Origin of the sequence: Noviluteimonas lactosilytica (genome assembly GCF_020866925.1) — a bacterium.
Taxonomy (GTDB): domain Bacteria; phylum Pseudomonadota; class Gammaproteobacteria; order Xanthomonadales; family Xanthomonadaceae; genus Noviluteimonas; species Noviluteimonas lactosilytica.
Window position 1 is genome coordinate 441,789 of record NZ_JAJGAK010000001.1, and the last position, 12,830, is coordinate 454,618.

Here is a 12,830-nt window from a genome sequence, read left to right on the forward strand (position 1 = left end):
GGCTTCAGGCCTTGGTCATCGCCGCGACCACATGGTCGCTCATGCCATCGGCCAGTGCCACTTCGCCGAGGAACACCTTGCCCACCCCTTCCTTCTGCAGCATCGCCGCCTCTTCCTCGTTGTGGCTGCGCACGAGGATCTGGATGTCGGGGTTGAGCATGCGCGCGGTCTCGACCATCTGGCGCACGCTGAAGGTGTCGGGGATCGCGGAGACCAGCCACTTCGCGCCGGTGACGTGCGCCTGCACGAGCGTGCCGGGTTCTTCGGCGTCGCCCGACACCGCGGCGAAGCCTTCCTCGCGCAACTGCTCCACGCGTTCGCGGCTCTGTTCGACCACGACCACGGGCAGGCCCTGTTCGGTGAGTTGCTGCGCGATGCGCTTGCCCACGCGACCATAGCCGACCAGCACGACGTGGCCCGCGAGGTACTTCGCGTCGGTCGTCATCGGCAGCGTCGCGGTGGGATCGACCGGCATCTCCAGGCGACGCGCGAGCGCGGAGTGTTCGCGCAGCCAGCGCTGCAGGGGTTCGATCAGGCCGAACAACAGCGGATTGATCGCGATCGAGATCAGCGCACCGGCCAGGATCAGGCTGTTGCCTTCCTGCGGCAGCAGGCCGAGCGACACGCCGAGGCCCGCGAGGATGAAAGAGAACTCGCCGATCTGCGCCAGGCTCGCCGACACCGTGGACGCCGTGTTGAGCGGATAGCGCAGCAGCAGCACCAGCACCGCGGCGGCGACGGTCTTGCCGACCACGATGATCGAGACCACCGCGAGCACGCGCAGCGGTTGGTCGACAAGGATCATCGGGTCGAACAGCATGCCGACCGATACGAAGAACAACACCGCGAACGCATCGCGCAACGGCAACGACTCGTGCGCCGCCCGATGCGAGAACTCCGACTCGCGCAGCACCATGCCCGCGAAGAACGCACCGAGCGCGAACGACACGCCGAACAGTTCCGCCGCGCCGAACGCGATGCCAACCGCGCAGGCGATGACCGCCAGCGTGAACAACTCGCGCGACCCGGTTTCGGCGATCCACCACAACAGGCGCGGCAGGATCTTGCGCCCGGCGACCAGCATGACGACGAGGAAGGCGCCGACCTTCAGCAACGTCATCGCCAACGCGAGCCAGACGTTACCCTCCCCGCCCTCGGCGCGTCCGCCCAGTGCGCCCGCGAGCGGCGGCAACAGCACGAGCACGAGCACCATCGCGAGGTCTTCGACCACGAGCCAGCCGACGGCGATGCGCCCGTTCATCGAATCGAGCACGCCGCGCGCCTCCAGTGCGCGCAGCAACACCACGGTGCTGGCGACCGAGAGGGCCAGGCCGAACACGATCGACTGGCCCCACGTCCAGCCCCACGCGTGCGCCATCACCGCGCCGAGCGACGTGGCCGCCACGATCTGCAGGACCGCGCCGGGCAACGCGACCTTGCGCACGTCGAGCAGGTCGTCCAGCGAGAAGTGCAGGCCCACGCCGAACATCAGCAGCATCACGCCGATCTCGGCGAGCTGCGCGGCGAGTCCCGAATCCGCGACGAAGCCGGGCGTGAACGGCCCGATCAACATGCCCGCCACCAGGTAGCCCACGAGCGCGGGCAATCGCAGCTTCGCCGCGATGAACCCCAGGATCAGCGCACCGCCGAAAGCGGTCGCCAGCGTCGAGATCAGGGCTACTTCGTGGGGCATCGGCACCTCGCTTTCGGGGATGTCCATCCTACAACTGAACGGGGAGTGGCCTTCACGCCATTTCTCAGAATGCATTCAGCACTACAGCCGCCAACTGCACGCATCCCGACAACACAAGAAGGTGTGTCATGCGTCTCCATCGCACCGCAGTCCTCGCAGGCGCCCTCGGCCTCGCCTTCGCAGGCGGCGCGTTCTCGCCCGACACCTGGGCGCGCCAGAACGACGCGCAACAGCAGGACAAGCACCACGACAAGGGCAAGTCCGACAAGGCGAAGGCCGACAAGGGCAAGTCCTCCGACAAGGGCCACGCGCAGAAGCAGCGCGAGGACCACGGCAAGGCGCAGGCCGACCGTGCGCGCCATGAAGCGCAGCGTCGCGACGAGCAGGTGCGTCGTGATGGCGAACGTCGCAACGAGCAGGCGCGTCGTGATGCCGAACGTCGCAACGATCAGGCACGTCGCGACGCCGAGCGTCGCGATGACGCGCGCCGCGCGGATGCCCGCCGCGACGCCGACCGTCGCGAAGCCGCGCTTCGCGCCGACGCCCGCCGCGATGCGGAACGTCGCGCCGACGCCCGCCGCGACGCGCAGCGCCGCGATGCCCACGTCGAGCGCGAGAACGTCTATCGCGAAGCCCAGCGCCGCGCCGAAGCCGAACGCGCCGCCGATCGCCGCAACGACGCACGCCGCAACGCCGAACGCCGCCGCGTCAGCGAACAGGAACGCCAGCGCCGCTATTCGATGCAGCGCCAGCGCGACGCCGAGTACCAGCGCTACCTGTCCGCGCGCCGCGCCGCCGAACAACAGCGCATCGCCGCGCTGCGCGCCGAACGCCGCGCCCAGCAGTACGCGTACCAGCAGTGGTACTGGCGCGAGCAGAACGCCCTGCGTTCGCGCTGGTCGGCCCCGCGTTACGCGAACGACCCGTACTACTACGCGCCGGTGAGCTATCGCTATGCCCGCGACGGCCGCTACTACGACATCAACCGCTATCAGGCCGACCTGCTTCGCCAGGCCGTGCGTTACGGCTACGAGATGGGCGCGCGCGCGGGCATCGCCGACCGTCGCGACGGCTGGCGCAGCGACTGGCGCAACAATTACGCCTACCAGGACGCGAGCTATGGCTACAACGGTTACTACGTCGATCGCCGCGAGTACAACCATTACTTCCGCGAAGGCTTCCGTCGCGGCTACCAGGACGCGTATCGCAACGACTACCGCTACGGCACGTACTCCGGTCGCGACGATTACTACAACAACGGCAACTACTACGGATCGAACGATCCGGTCGCCGTGATCCTGACCAGCGTGCTGCAGTCGATCCTGGGGTTCCAGCAGTACTGAGTGCGCCGGCCTTGCAAGGCCGGCCGTCCGAAGCGAATCAGTCGTCGTCGTCGATGTCGTCGAACCCGGCATCTGCGACGGCGTCTTCGCCCGGGTCGACCGGATCGAGCAACGTGTAGTCGTCGACATCGGGCGAGCGGATGCGCCGCGATACCGGATACGCCTCCAGCGCCGGTTGCGGCATGTTCGACAGGAAGCGCTGCGCGAACCACGGCCCTTCGATCCAGTCCGCGATCTTGTCCGCGCGCACGAACACCGGTCCGTCGGGCCACAGCGGCGATGGAATCGCATCGTTCGGCGCCGTCAGCACCGCGAACGAATACACGTGCGGTTCCTCGCGATGCCAGAAGTCCCACAACCCGGCGGCGAACAACACGTGCCCCGCCTTCGCCTGGATGAAGTACGGCTGCGGCCCCGACGCGCTGCGATCCCACTTGTAGTACCCGTTCATCGGCACGATGCAGCGCCGCGTTTCCCACGGGCGCTTGAAGATGCGACTGCGCGGCGCGCGTTCCAGGCGCGCGGTGACGGTCGTGTACTTCGTCTCCGGCAGCTTCGACCAACTCGGGATCAGGCCCCAGTCGAAGTCCTCCACCACCAGGCCTTCGCCGCGATCGAGCACGACGGCCGCGGGTTTGCGCACGGCGACGTTGTAGCGATCCGGCGACTCCGCGAGCGCACGCGCGATGTCCTGCGGCACGCCACGCGGCATGCCTTCCTGCGAAAACGACTGCACGAACCGGCGCATGGGCCGATCGTCACCCGTGTCGCGTCGTCACGAAGCCAAGACAGGGCCGGGCGCTGAATCGTTCACCCCCGGCCGAGGCATGACCTTCGGCTTGTTGTGATGGACCCCGCACGACGCGAACGCGTGCATGCGGGACCCTTGTATCGCCAACCCCCGAGGCGCTGCATGTCCGTCCGTCGTTCGATCGCCTGCCTGTTGCTCGCGTGCGCGCCCGCGCTCGCGTTCGCGCAGTCGGGCGCAACGTCGGGCGCGCTTCGCATCGGTGCGACGGTGCCGCCGCGCGCGCCCGCGATGCGATCGTTCACCGATTTCCCCGCGCCCGCGCAGGCCACGCAACTCACGGCGAATCGCTTCGGCGGCAGCTGGCTCGTGCCCGGCGAATTGCGCGCGACGGCGGCGTTCTATCGCGACGCGATGGCGCAGCGCGGCTACCGCAAGCTCGTCGACGCCGCGAGCGCCGACGTCGTGCAGCTGCACTGGCAGCGCGGCGACGAACGCATCGAGATCCGCCTGCAACCCGTGCTCGGCGCGGTGCCCGCGGCGCGCATGATCGTCGTCGCGGGCACGTCGAGCGCCGGCTGATCGACAGCAGGCCGAGCCGACTACATCGCCATCATCATGCCGATCGCCCATGCGTTGTTCAGCGCATGCAGCGCGAACGCCGGCGCGACCGAGCCGGTGCGCCTGGCCAGCCATCCGCAAGCCAACCCCATCACGAGGTAGAACACGAAGCGCGGCGGATCCATGTGCAGGCACGCGAACGCGACGGCCTGGATGCCGTTCGCCCACTTGAAGTCGAGATGGCGCGACAAGCCGCCGAGCAGCAGGCCGCGGAAAACGAACTCCTCGACCATCGGCCCCAGCAACGCAATGACGCCGAACGTCACCAGCACGCCGCCCGCGTCGCGCGCCTCGTCGGCCATCGCCGCGACCATGCGCACTTGCTCCGTCGACGTATCGGCGTCCATCCCCGCGTACAACGCCCCCAGCACCGTCGTGATCGCGAGCAGCACGAGCCACCAGCCGACGATCGACTTCCAGGTACCTCGCCAGATCGCGCGATCACCGAGCAGCGCACGACGGTCGAACACCGGCACCATCGGCAGGAGGAACAGCGCGCTCCCGATCATCGACCACGACGCCAGGCGCATCATCGTGGCGCCCCGGAGTTCGCCGCCGTCCAGCAATTCCGGCGCCAGCATCAACGCGGCGAAGGTCTGCACGACCACGATCGTCGCCACGCCGTACCACGTGTGCCACAACGTCACACGCGGGAACGGCGACTTCGACGCGCGATGCTGCAGGCGCCGCGCGAGCCCGCGGTAGTGCACGGGCACGAACACCAAGCCCATGGCCAGCGCCATGGCCATCGCCACCATCAGCAACACGATCGCGGTGCCGAGCATCGTCGGCTGCGCCATCGACGCCGGATGCGCACCCGCCAGTTTCACGAAGCGCTGGAGCCTGGTGCCGAAGTCTTCGGTTTCCTGCTCGACCTGCGCCAGCGCGGTCGGCCAGTCCTTCGCGGCCACCGCGACATCGAACCGCAACGCGCGCCACGACGCCGCCTGCGCCGGCGCATTCGCCATTGCGGCCTGCGCGGCCTGCGGCTTCCCCGCGCGCAGCAGCGCACGCACGCGTGCGTCCTGGTAGACCTCGACGCCTGCGCGCGCGTGCCGTTCGACCTCGCGTTGCGCGGCCTGCGTGTCCGGCAACAGCATCGCGGCCTTGACGCGCCGGGTTGCGCGCCAATCCAGGTCATCCGGCGGCGTGCGTTCGAGCAGTGCCTGCGCCTTCGCGTATTCCTGCTTGCCGGCGAGATGCGTCACGGCTTCGGCGGTCTGCGTCGCATCACCCAGTTCGACGGCACGGAGCGCGTAATCGCCCTTGTCGTCTTCTTCGGCATGTTCGGCCAGCGATGCATACAGCTGCGCCTGCTGCGGCTTCGGCCACGCCTTCGCTGCGTCCAGCAATGCTTCGCCCTTCTCCAGTGCATCGCCGTCCCAGTCGTTGCCGAGCTCGAACAACGCCACGTCCGGCGACGCCGGCCAACGCTTGGCCAACATCTGCGTGCAGGCCTCGTAGTCGGCGGGCGCGGACTCGACCCAGTCGTATTCCGAGTCGGTGTAGCGGCTGATGAAGTCGCAGCGCGCCACGCCGATCGACGCATCGCCCGGCGCCGCGGCCTGGGCCGCATCGAAGCGCGAGAGCGCATCGCGATACGCCGCTACCTTGCCCGCCTGCACGGCGCCGGCCGCCGCTTCGGCATCCGGCCTGTCCGCCGCGCAAGCGCCCCCGACCCACAGCGCGAGCAAGCACGCCGCCACCTTCCCCATCCGCATCACCGAACTCCCCCGTCCAACGTCGGGCCAGATCTTACGCGACGCTTTCCAAAACGCTGACACGCCCGGCCGCGCAAGCGTTTACCTTTGGACTTCCCCCACCCGGAAATCCCCCGCATGCGTTGTCCCCATTGCCCAGACGCCACCCTGCTGATGACCGATCGCCAGGGCATCGAGATCGACTACTGCCCGACGTGCCGCGGCGTGTGGCTGGATCGCGGCGAACTCGACAAGCTGATCGAACGCGGCGCCACGCAGGCCGCGGCCCCCGCGCAGGGGCAGACGTACACGCCGCCGTCGTATCCGCCGCAGCAGCACCAGCAGCCGCAGTACCAGGGCAAGCACCACTACAAGAAGCCGAAGAGCTGGCTGAGCGACATCTTCGACTGACCCGGAGTCGCCGATGCGCACGACGTACACGGGAAGTTGTCATTGCGGCGCGGTGCGTTTCGAGGCCGACATCGACCTCGAACAACCGACGTATCGCTGCAACTGCTCGATCTGCTCGCGCACGCGCTTCTGGCCCGCGATCGTGAAGTCCGAAGACCTCCGTGTTCTCGACGGCGCGAGCGAGCTCATCGAGTACCGCTTCAACTCGATGAACAACTCGCACCACTTCTGCCGTCGCTGCGGCGTGCGTCCGTGGGGCATCGGCGCAATGCCCGATGGCGCGCGCATCTACGGCGTCAACATCGGCTGCCTCGAAAACGTCCCGCCCGAAGTGCTCGCCGCTGCGCCGATCGTCTACGTCGACGGCGCGCACGACCGCTTCGAGCCGCCCCCCATCACCGCATACCTCTGAAAGGAAGAAGCACATGGCCGTCAATGCCGTCGGTTGGTTCGAGATCTACGTGCAGGACATCGATCGCGCGAAAGCGTTCTACGAAGGCGTCTTCCAGGTGACGCTGGACAAGCTGCCCACCGGCGACGCCGGCGAGATGTGGGCCTGGCCGATGGACCCCGAAGGCGAAGGCGCCGCGGGCTCGCTGGTGAAGATGGAAGGTGTCCCGTCCGGCGGCATGGGCACGTTGGTGTACTTCAACTGCGACGACGTCGCGGTGGAGGCCAAGCGTGCGGTCGGCCTCGGCGGGAAGATGTTCAAGGACAAGTTCTCCATCGGCGAGTACGGCTTCATCGCCCTGCTGCACGACACCGAGGGGAACATGATCGGGTTGCATTCGTTGAAGTAAGCTCGGCCACGCCCACTACCGGAGCCACACCATGCGCACCGCCTGCTGCTGTCCGCCATGCTCGTTTCCGGTGCGTTCGCCGCCGCGCCCGCCGCGGCGTCGGACGCGAAACTCGACCCGCGCTTCGAACCGATCGCCTTTCTCGTCGGCCACTGCTGGGAAGCCGAATTCCCCGGCGGCAAGATGCGCGACGTGCAGTGCTTCGACGCCCTGTTCGACGGCAAGCTCGTGTCGAACTGGCACGCCGTCGAAGGGTCCGACCCGCTGTACCAGGGCCGCTCGATCTTCAGCTGGGACGACGCCAACAAGCGCGTGCGCTACCACTACTTCACCAGCACCGGCGCGGTGAGCGAAGGCTGGTTCGAGAAGAAGGACGAGGGTTACGTCATCCCCGAACGCCATGTCTCGCCGGACGGCAGCGTCATCGAACTCGAAAGCCTGTATCGCGCCGAAGGCAAGGACGGCTATCGCGTCACCACGCGCGAGAAAACCGGCGACGGCTGGGTCGAGCGGCGCAACATGCTCTACAAGCAGATCGAGCGCCGCGAGCCGCCGAAGTAATCGCAGCAACAGGGGTCAAGAAACAGGGGTCAGAGCACCTTTTCGCGGAAAAGGTGCTCTGACCCCTGTTTCTTGCCCCGCCCCCTCACAGGCCCCTGCAGGCCTCGTAGACCGCGTCGTCCAGCGCCCGCAGCATCTCGAAGTCCCGCGACAGGCCGACTTCGCGCAGCGTCGCTTCGCGGTGCGACTTCGCGTCGTTGCAACGGGCGCGCTTGATGTCGCGTTCGCTCAGGCGCTGGCCGCCGTAACTCGCGTACGCGGCGTCGTAGGCGGCGCGGTACTCGCGTGCGTCGGTCGCGCGTTCGATCTCCCGCTGGCGTTCGACGTCGCGCGGGATGACGGGCGTGGTGACGAGCGTGGCGTCCGTGGACTGCGATTGCGCCCATGTGGCGGGCGCGAGGAGAACGAGGGCGACGGCGAACAGACGGGGGGACATGGCAGGCTCCTTCCAGGTGATCGACATGCCGACGATAACGGCGACGCCCCGCCGCGGTTGACGCGAAAACAGGGGTCAGAGCACTTTTTCGGAAAATGGTGCTCTGACCCCTGTTTTTTGCTCACGGGGAGACTTCGATTCACCTGCCCGGGAGACGACAGGCGGTGACCGTTCCCGCGATGCGCGGGCGTTGGCGTCAACGTCCCCATCTGCGGTTCGACGCCATGAACCTCGACGACCAAGTCGGCAAGACGATCTCCGACTTCTGCGGCAACCATTTCAACGACGCGGCGCAGAACCACTGCGCGCACTTCGTCTCGCACGTGCTCGGCGTGGACGCGGGCTACGACTGCAAGCTGCACATGGGCGGCGGCAGCCCGGGTGCGTCGCTGCGCGTGCACGAATTGTTCGCGGCATGCCCGACGGTCGGCAAGTTCGACGCGGCGCCGAATGCGCGCTGCCTGGTCTTCGTCACCCGCAAGGAATACGTCGACGTGGGGCGCCATTCGATGCGCAACCACCCGCAGAAGCACGTCGGCATCCTCGACAACGGCGCGGTCTACCACTACTCGAACACCGGCGACGTGGTGATCAAGCAATCGCCGCAGGAGTTCCTCGAACGTTTCGATCGCGTTTACGCGGGCCAGCAAGCGTTGTTCTACGGCACGTTGCCGGGCGACGCGCAGGCGCCGACGGCCGTCACGCCAGCTGCTGCCGACACGCGTCCGGTCCTCGCCACGCGCGCGCAGCAGGTCGGCGGCAAGACGCAGTGGCTCGCGACGATCGACCGCGGCGCGGAATACCTCGTCGGCACCGCCGCCAAGTACGGCACGCGCAAGGGCCTGTCGAAATCCACCGGCACGAAACGCTACGCGCCGGCCGACCACGCCGACCGCATCGGCGCCGAAGTCGCCGACCTGCTCGGCATCATCGCCCTCGGCGAAAGCAACCTCACCTTCGACTGCATCAACAGCTACGACCGCGCGGCGTTCACGTTCGGCTTCTTCCAACTGGCCGCGCACACGCCCAACGACAACCTGATCCTGCTGTTCCGCAAGCTCGTCGCGGACCACGCGGGCTTCCGCAAACAATTCCCCGAACTCGCCGTCAAGGACGGCCGCCTCTGGCGCACCCTGCCCGGCGGCGCGCTGTTCAACCTCGAACGCCCCGTGCCGCGCTTCGACGGCGCGGACGAACACAACCTCAAGGACTTCATGGCGTGGCTCAACCCGGATCCGGCGAAGGTCGACGACGTCGAACTCGACCGCGCCGCGCGCATGGTGTGGCTGGCCAACAACGACGACGCGTTCAACGCGATCCAGGTCGACGTCGCACGCCACATCACGATGTCGAAGCTGCGCGAGTACTACGACCGCAAGCTGGAACTCGATGGCGTCAACGGCCTCGTGTGCGCAGCGATCTGCGACATCCTCCACCAGGGGCGCGGCACGTTCCGGGCGATGAAACCCATCGTGCACGGCAACGCCAGCGTCGCGGACAAGTGCAAGGCGCTGTCGCGGATCGGCGAGGCCGACTATCCGCAGCGCTGCAAGACGCTGCGCCTGGCGTTGCAACGCGCGAAGGACGGCGCGCTGGCGAAGTCGGTGTTCGAGCGTGCGAGCGGCGTGTTCCGGCCTGCGGCGGGGTGGGACGCCTAGGCCATCCGCGTCGCCGGCTTCAACTCGCACGCCTCGACGAACGGCCCGTCGATCGACCACCGCACCGCCCCCTGCAGCGCGGCGAGGCACCCCGCTTCGTCGATCGCCGTCGCCGCGATTTCGACATCGCCCAGCGGATCGCGCAGCCAGATCATGTCGTGGTCCACATCGGGCCGCAGCACCAGGCGGCCGACGCGCACCGGACGCCCGCGCCGCAACGTGCGGCAGGCACGTGCGACATCGCAGGGGTCGAACGCATGCATCGTCGACGCCTTCAGTGCCGCTGCATCGCGACGGCGTCGAACACGTCGCCCAACAGCGCCTGTCGCGCAAGGCACAACAACAACACGCGCGATCGCGTGCGCGTATCGACTTCGCGCAGCTCGAGGTCGCGCGCGGCGATCTTCGCCATCATGCGCAGCTCCGCGGAGGCCTGCGCGTCGATCAGGCGCTCGATCCACCCCGCGCCGCCGTGATCGAGCAGCGACACGACGACGGCGACCGCATCGGCGAGCGCCTGGTCCGGCGTGCGGCCGGCGAGCATGAAGATCGCGCGCAGGCTCTTGAGGGCGTTGTCGCTCGCGAAGGCGAAATCGTGGTCGTCTTGGTCGTGCATGTCGAAACAGTTCCAGCGGTGGTGGCTGGAAGTTGCGCCTGCACGACGCGCGTGTCAGTCGTCCCTTGGGGCAAGCGACGGGGATCCGAATGAAGGTGTCTGGGTAGGAATAGTCCCCGGCCGGATGCCGATGCAATCGCCGTCCACGATCACGTGCGATCGAATGCGACTACCGCCCGCTTGCGCACGACCACCGTTCCGGCCATGTGATCGTGCCAGCCCTGCTTCTTCGGATCGAACCCGACCCAGAGGAAGCCGATGAACAAGCCGAGCATGCTCACGAAGTAACCGATGTAGCGAATGACGGCCTTGCCGACGGTGACTGGCGCGCCGGTTTCAGCATCGACGACCATCGCGCCCACCGCACGCTTGCCCGGCGTCGCCCCGCCCTGCGCAACCCAGAACCAGATCACCGCCACTGCGGGGAGGACCCAGCTGATCAGGAAGTCGGCAGGCCCCCTGACCAACGAAATGTTCTCGTCGGTGATGTATGCCGCGCCGTAGATCCAGAAAAGCAAAGGCCACGTCACGATCAGCAGCAGCACGGTATCGATGATCGACGCCACGAAACGGCGCCAGAAGCCGACGTACTCGAGTTCGGAATGCATCATTCAAAGTCCCTCGGACATGGACAGGAGTCTTTACTCTTCGCCTGCACTCAAGATCTTTTCGCGCTCTTCGAATGCAACGTAGTCGCCCGACGTGAAGTCCATCCAGAGCAAACTCCCGGTCTCTGCCTCGACGGCGAACCGATCACGCACGGGACTCGTTCCCGGATCACCCGGGCAGCCATCGCCATGCTTCTCGTGGACGGCAAAGTCGAAACGCGCGGGTGCCGCGGCGCCTTCCTGCTCCGCGGTTTCCGGGAAGATCTGGATGCATCCGTCCGGATAAAGGTTCTCCGCGGAGAGGCGCTTCTCCAGGACCGCCAAGGCAGCTTCTTCCGACGAGACACCAGGCTGTGCCGCAATCGAACATGCGGCGACGAGCAGAAGCGGCACGAAGACCGCAGGCTTGTAACCCTTCAAAGCATTCCCCTTGGTGCGCTCCCCAGCGCGACCTGCGAAACGTAACGGATGACTGCCCGTCGAGCAACGTCGATCAGCGCCCGCCGTACGCCAACCCGTCCATCATCTCGGCGAAGCGCGTCCAGTCGATGCGCTTGCGCAAGTGGCGATTCGCGCCGCGCCAGTAGATCGAACCACGCCCGACTTCGAGCTCGCCGAGCTTCTCGCGACGCACGAAGACTTCGAGCTTCAACGCCGACTTGGCCTTGACCAATTCGACGTTGGTCAACTCCGCGCGGACTTCGTGGACGCGCACCGCGGCGGCGGGCTTTCGGGTCGTACGCTTGCGGGTGGCCATGGCGCGTCCCTCCAGCGGGGGCGCGCCATGCTGAGCCCGGCAGGCGTAACTGCCGCGTGATCGTCGCCGGCGTTTCTCTCAGTCCTCGGCGACGACGTTGGGGTAGCGCTCGACCAATACGTGCGCAATGCGCTTTCGCTTCGACTCGCTGAGTTCGTCTCCAAAGTTGCGGCTCGCCATCAAACGGGGGTTATGGCAGTTATTCACGACGATCTCGGGGCGAGGCACTGTTTGCTCAACGTACCAACCCGGGAGGGCAAGCACAGGAATCACACGAACCGGTTCGCCCACGCCGCTGGACAGGAACTTCTCGAGCCACCTTGCCTGCGCGAGCGCCTGCTCGAGCGGCCTTGTCTCCGAATGACTTGGAAACTCGAGACGGCGACCGTCGTACCGCACGCGCGCCGCAGCGGACCCTCGCTCAGGTGGCTTCTTGCGCGCCTTAGTTTCGACCGAAAACACAGCGGAACGACCAATGACCACGTGGTCGATGTTGAAACCTTCCGCAGGGAAGTCGTGAAAAACACTCAACCCATCCGCCATCAATGGCATGAGCGCTTGCGCGACGGCGAGTTCTGCCGCCAACCCCTCCTTGTATCTTCGCCGCGCGGCGGCATGGCGAAACAGCCGCGCACTGGTGATCCCCAGGAAGATGGCGAGGCCGACGACGATCACGACCTCGCCGAGCCCCAATCGGACCGATCCCCAATCGATTTGCTGGATCGTCGCTAGCCATGCTGCCAACGTGATCGGCCCCACAACGACGATCAAGGTCAAGGTTTCGTCGAATGCCTCGTCGTGGCGGGCGATCGACTTCCGCAGACCTTCGCCGGGAAGGTTGATGACCTTGAAGGTCAACGGGGAGCGACGACGATCTC

17 protein-coding genes are annotated in these 12,830 nt (G+C 67.0%); 7 read left to right on the forward strand and 10 right to left on the reverse strand.

The annotated features are described in order from the left end of the window. Positions 1-4: 4 nt before the first annotated feature. Positions 5-1,693 (reverse strand): cation:proton antiporter domain-containing protein, encoded by a 1,689-nt coding sequence (locus LK996_RS02130; RefSeq protein WP_230525529.1) that lies wholly within the window; start codon positions 1,691-1,693, stop codon positions 5-7. Between the two features lie 128 nt (positions 1,694-1,821). On the opposite strand from LK996_RS02130, the gene LK996_RS02135 reads away from it, so the two are divergent. Next, entirely contained in the window at positions 1,822-3,036 is a 1,215-nt protein-coding gene (locus LK996_RS02135) for a hypothetical protein (protein ID WP_230525530.1), read from the forward strand. A 37-nt stretch (positions 3,037-3,073) separates the two neighbouring features. Here the strand turns inward: LK996_RS02135 and LK996_RS02140 are convergent, their stop codons facing one another. Beyond that, on the reverse strand, positions 3,074-3,784 hold the full coding sequence (locus LK996_RS02140) for an SOS response-associated peptidase (RefSeq protein WP_230525531.1): 711 nt from the start codon (positions 3,782-3,784) through the stop codon (positions 3,074-3,076). Positions 3,785-3,949: 165 nt separating this feature from the next. Here LK996_RS02140 and LK996_RS02145 point away from each other — a divergent pair, with 165 nt between their 5' ends. Next, positions 3,950-4,366 (forward strand): hypothetical protein, encoded by a 417-nt coding sequence (locus tag LK996_RS02145; protein WP_230525532.1) that lies wholly within the window; start codon positions 3,950-3,952, stop codon positions 4,364-4,366. Between the two features lie 20 nt (positions 4,367-4,386). On the opposite strand, the gene LK996_RS02150 is transcribed toward LK996_RS02145, so the two are convergent. Continuing rightward, positions 4,387-6,126: a CPBP family intramembrane glutamic endopeptidase gene (locus LK996_RS02150; RefSeq protein ID WP_230525533.1), complete on the reverse strand. Its 1,740-nt coding sequence runs from the start codon at positions 6,124-6,126 to the stop codon at positions 4,387-4,389. A 117-nt stretch (positions 6,127-6,243) separates the two neighbouring features. Between LK996_RS02150 and LK996_RS02155 the strand changes: the two genes are divergently transcribed. From LK996_RS02155 to LK996_RS02170, 4 genes are read left to right on the forward strand one after another with little or no spacing between them, the layout of a single operon-like run. Further along, entirely contained in the window at positions 6,244-6,516 is a 273-nt protein-coding gene (locus tag LK996_RS02155; RefSeq protein WP_230525534.1) for a TFIIB-type zinc ribbon-containing protein, read from the forward strand. Between the two features lie 13 nt (positions 6,517-6,529). Further along, positions 6,530-6,928, forward strand: coding sequence for a GFA family protein (locus tag LK996_RS02160; RefSeq protein ID WP_230525535.1), 399 nt, complete (start codon positions 6,530-6,532; stop codon positions 6,926-6,928). A 13-nt stretch (positions 6,929-6,941) separates the two neighbouring features. Further along, the gene (locus LK996_RS02165; protein ID WP_230525536.1) at positions 6,942-7,316 is read left to right on the forward strand and encodes a VOC family protein; all 375 of its coding nucleotides are present in this window, start codon (positions 6,942-6,944) and stop codon (positions 7,314-7,316) included. A 57-nt stretch (positions 7,317-7,373) separates the two neighbouring features. Next, positions 7,374-7,877 carry a hypothetical protein gene (locus tag LK996_RS02170; RefSeq protein ID WP_230525537.1) on the forward strand — a complete coding sequence of 168 codons (504 nt, stop codon included), beginning with the start codon at positions 7,374-7,376 and terminating at the stop codon, positions 7,875-7,877. Between the two features lie 85 nt (positions 7,878-7,962). Here LK996_RS02170 and LK996_RS02175 read toward each other — a convergent pair whose 3' ends face one another. After that, the gene (locus LK996_RS02175) at positions 7,963-8,313 is read right to left on the reverse strand and encodes a hypothetical protein (protein WP_230525538.1); all 351 of its coding nucleotides are present in this window, start codon (positions 8,311-8,313) and stop codon (positions 7,963-7,965) included. Between the two features lie 224 nt (positions 8,314-8,537). On the opposite strand from LK996_RS02175, the gene LK996_RS02180 reads away from it, so the two are divergent. After that, complete coding sequence (locus LK996_RS02180) at positions 8,538-9,971, forward strand: hypothetical protein (RefSeq protein ID WP_230525539.1); 1,434 nt, start codon at positions 8,538-8,540, stop codon at positions 9,969-9,971. Here LK996_RS02180 and LK996_RS02185 read toward each other — a convergent pair. From LK996_RS02185 to LK996_RS02210, 6 genes are all read right to left on the reverse strand, one after another. Next, on the reverse strand, positions 9,968-10,234 hold the full coding sequence (locus LK996_RS02185) for a hypothetical protein (RefSeq protein WP_230525540.1): 267 nt from the start codon (positions 10,232-10,234) through the stop codon (positions 9,968-9,970). The two genes, LK996_RS02180 and LK996_RS02185, sit on opposite strands and share 4 nt — an antisense overlap. Before the next feature lie 11 nt (positions 10,235-10,245). Next, entirely contained in the window at positions 10,246-10,587 is a 342-nt protein-coding gene (locus tag LK996_RS02190; protein WP_230525541.1) for a hypothetical protein, read from the reverse strand. A gap of 149 nt (positions 10,588-10,736) precedes the next feature. Then, complete coding sequence (locus LK996_RS02195; RefSeq protein ID WP_230525542.1) at positions 10,737-11,198, reverse strand: RDD family protein; 462 nt, start codon at positions 11,196-11,198, stop codon at positions 10,737-10,739. Between the two features lie 30 nt (positions 11,199-11,228). Beyond that, complete coding sequence (locus LK996_RS02200) at positions 11,229-11,615, reverse strand: hypothetical protein (protein ID WP_230525543.1); 387 nt, start codon at positions 11,613-11,615, stop codon at positions 11,229-11,231. Positions 11,616-11,688: 73 nt separating this feature from the next. After that, positions 11,689-11,952 (reverse strand): hypothetical protein, encoded by a 264-nt coding sequence (locus LK996_RS02205; RefSeq protein WP_230525544.1) that lies wholly within the window; start codon positions 11,950-11,952, stop codon positions 11,689-11,691. 78 nt (positions 11,953-12,030) lie between these two features. Continuing rightward, positions 12,031-12,810, reverse strand: a complete 780-nt coding sequence (locus LK996_RS02210) for a nuclease-related domain-containing protein (RefSeq protein WP_230525545.1) — start codon at positions 12,808-12,810, stop codon at positions 12,031-12,033. Positions 12,811-12,830 lie beyond the last annotated feature (20 nt).

Bases quoted from the DNA above. Each gene is read 5' to 3' on its own strand.
- LK996_RS02130 (WP_230525529.1), bottom strand. From the start codon at position 1,693: ATGCCCCACGAAGTAGCCCTGATCTCGACGCTGGCGACCGCTTTCGGC.
- LK996_RS02135 (WP_230525530.1), top strand. From the start codon at position 1,822: ATGCGTCTCCATCGCACCGCAGTCCTCGCAGGCGCCCTCGGCCTCGCC.
- LK996_RS02140 (WP_230525531.1), bottom strand. From the start codon at position 3,784: ATGCGCCGGTTCGTGCAGTCGTTTTCGCAGGAAGGCATGCCGCGTGGC.
- LK996_RS02145 (WP_230525532.1), top strand. From the start codon at position 3,950: ATGTCCGTCCGTCGTTCGATCGCCTGCCTGTTGCTCGCGTGCGCGCCC.
- LK996_RS02150 (WP_230525533.1), bottom strand. From the start codon at position 6,126: ATGCGGATGGGGAAGGTGGCGGCGTGCTTGCTCGCGCTGTGGGTCGGG.
- LK996_RS02155 (WP_230525534.1), top strand. From the start codon at position 6,244: ATGCGTTGTCCCCATTGCCCAGACGCCACCCTGCTGATGACCGATCGC.
- LK996_RS02160 (WP_230525535.1), top strand. From the start codon at position 6,530: ATGCGCACGACGTACACGGGAAGTTGTCATTGCGGCGCGGTGCGTTTC.
- LK996_RS02165 (WP_230525536.1), top strand. From the start codon at position 6,942: ATGGCCGTCAATGCCGTCGGTTGGTTCGAGATCTACGTGCAGGACATC.
- LK996_RS02170 (WP_230525537.1), top strand. From the start codon at position 7,374: ATGCTCGTTTCCGGTGCGTTCGCCGCCGCGCCCGCCGCGGCGTCGGAC.
- LK996_RS02175 (WP_230525538.1), bottom strand. From the start codon at position 8,313: ATGTCCCCCCGTCTGTTCGCCGTCGCCCTCGTTCTCCTCGCGCCCGCC.
- LK996_RS02180 (WP_230525539.1), top strand. From the start codon at position 8,538: ATGAACCTCGACGACCAAGTCGGCAAGACGATCTCCGACTTCTGCGGC.
- LK996_RS02185 (WP_230525540.1), bottom strand. From the start codon at position 10,234: ATGCATGCGTTCGACCCCTGCGATGTCGCACGTGCCTGCCGCACGTTG.
- LK996_RS02190 (WP_230525541.1), bottom strand. From the start codon at position 10,587: ATGCACGACCAAGACGACCACGATTTCGCCTTCGCGAGCGACAACGCC.
- LK996_RS02195 (WP_230525542.1), bottom strand. From the start codon at position 11,198: ATGATGCATTCCGAACTCGAGTACGTCGGCTTCTGGCGCCGTTTCGTG.
- LK996_RS02205 (WP_230525544.1), bottom strand. From the start codon at position 11,952: ATGGCCACCCGCAAGCGTACGACCCGAAAGCCCGCCGCCGCGGTGCGC.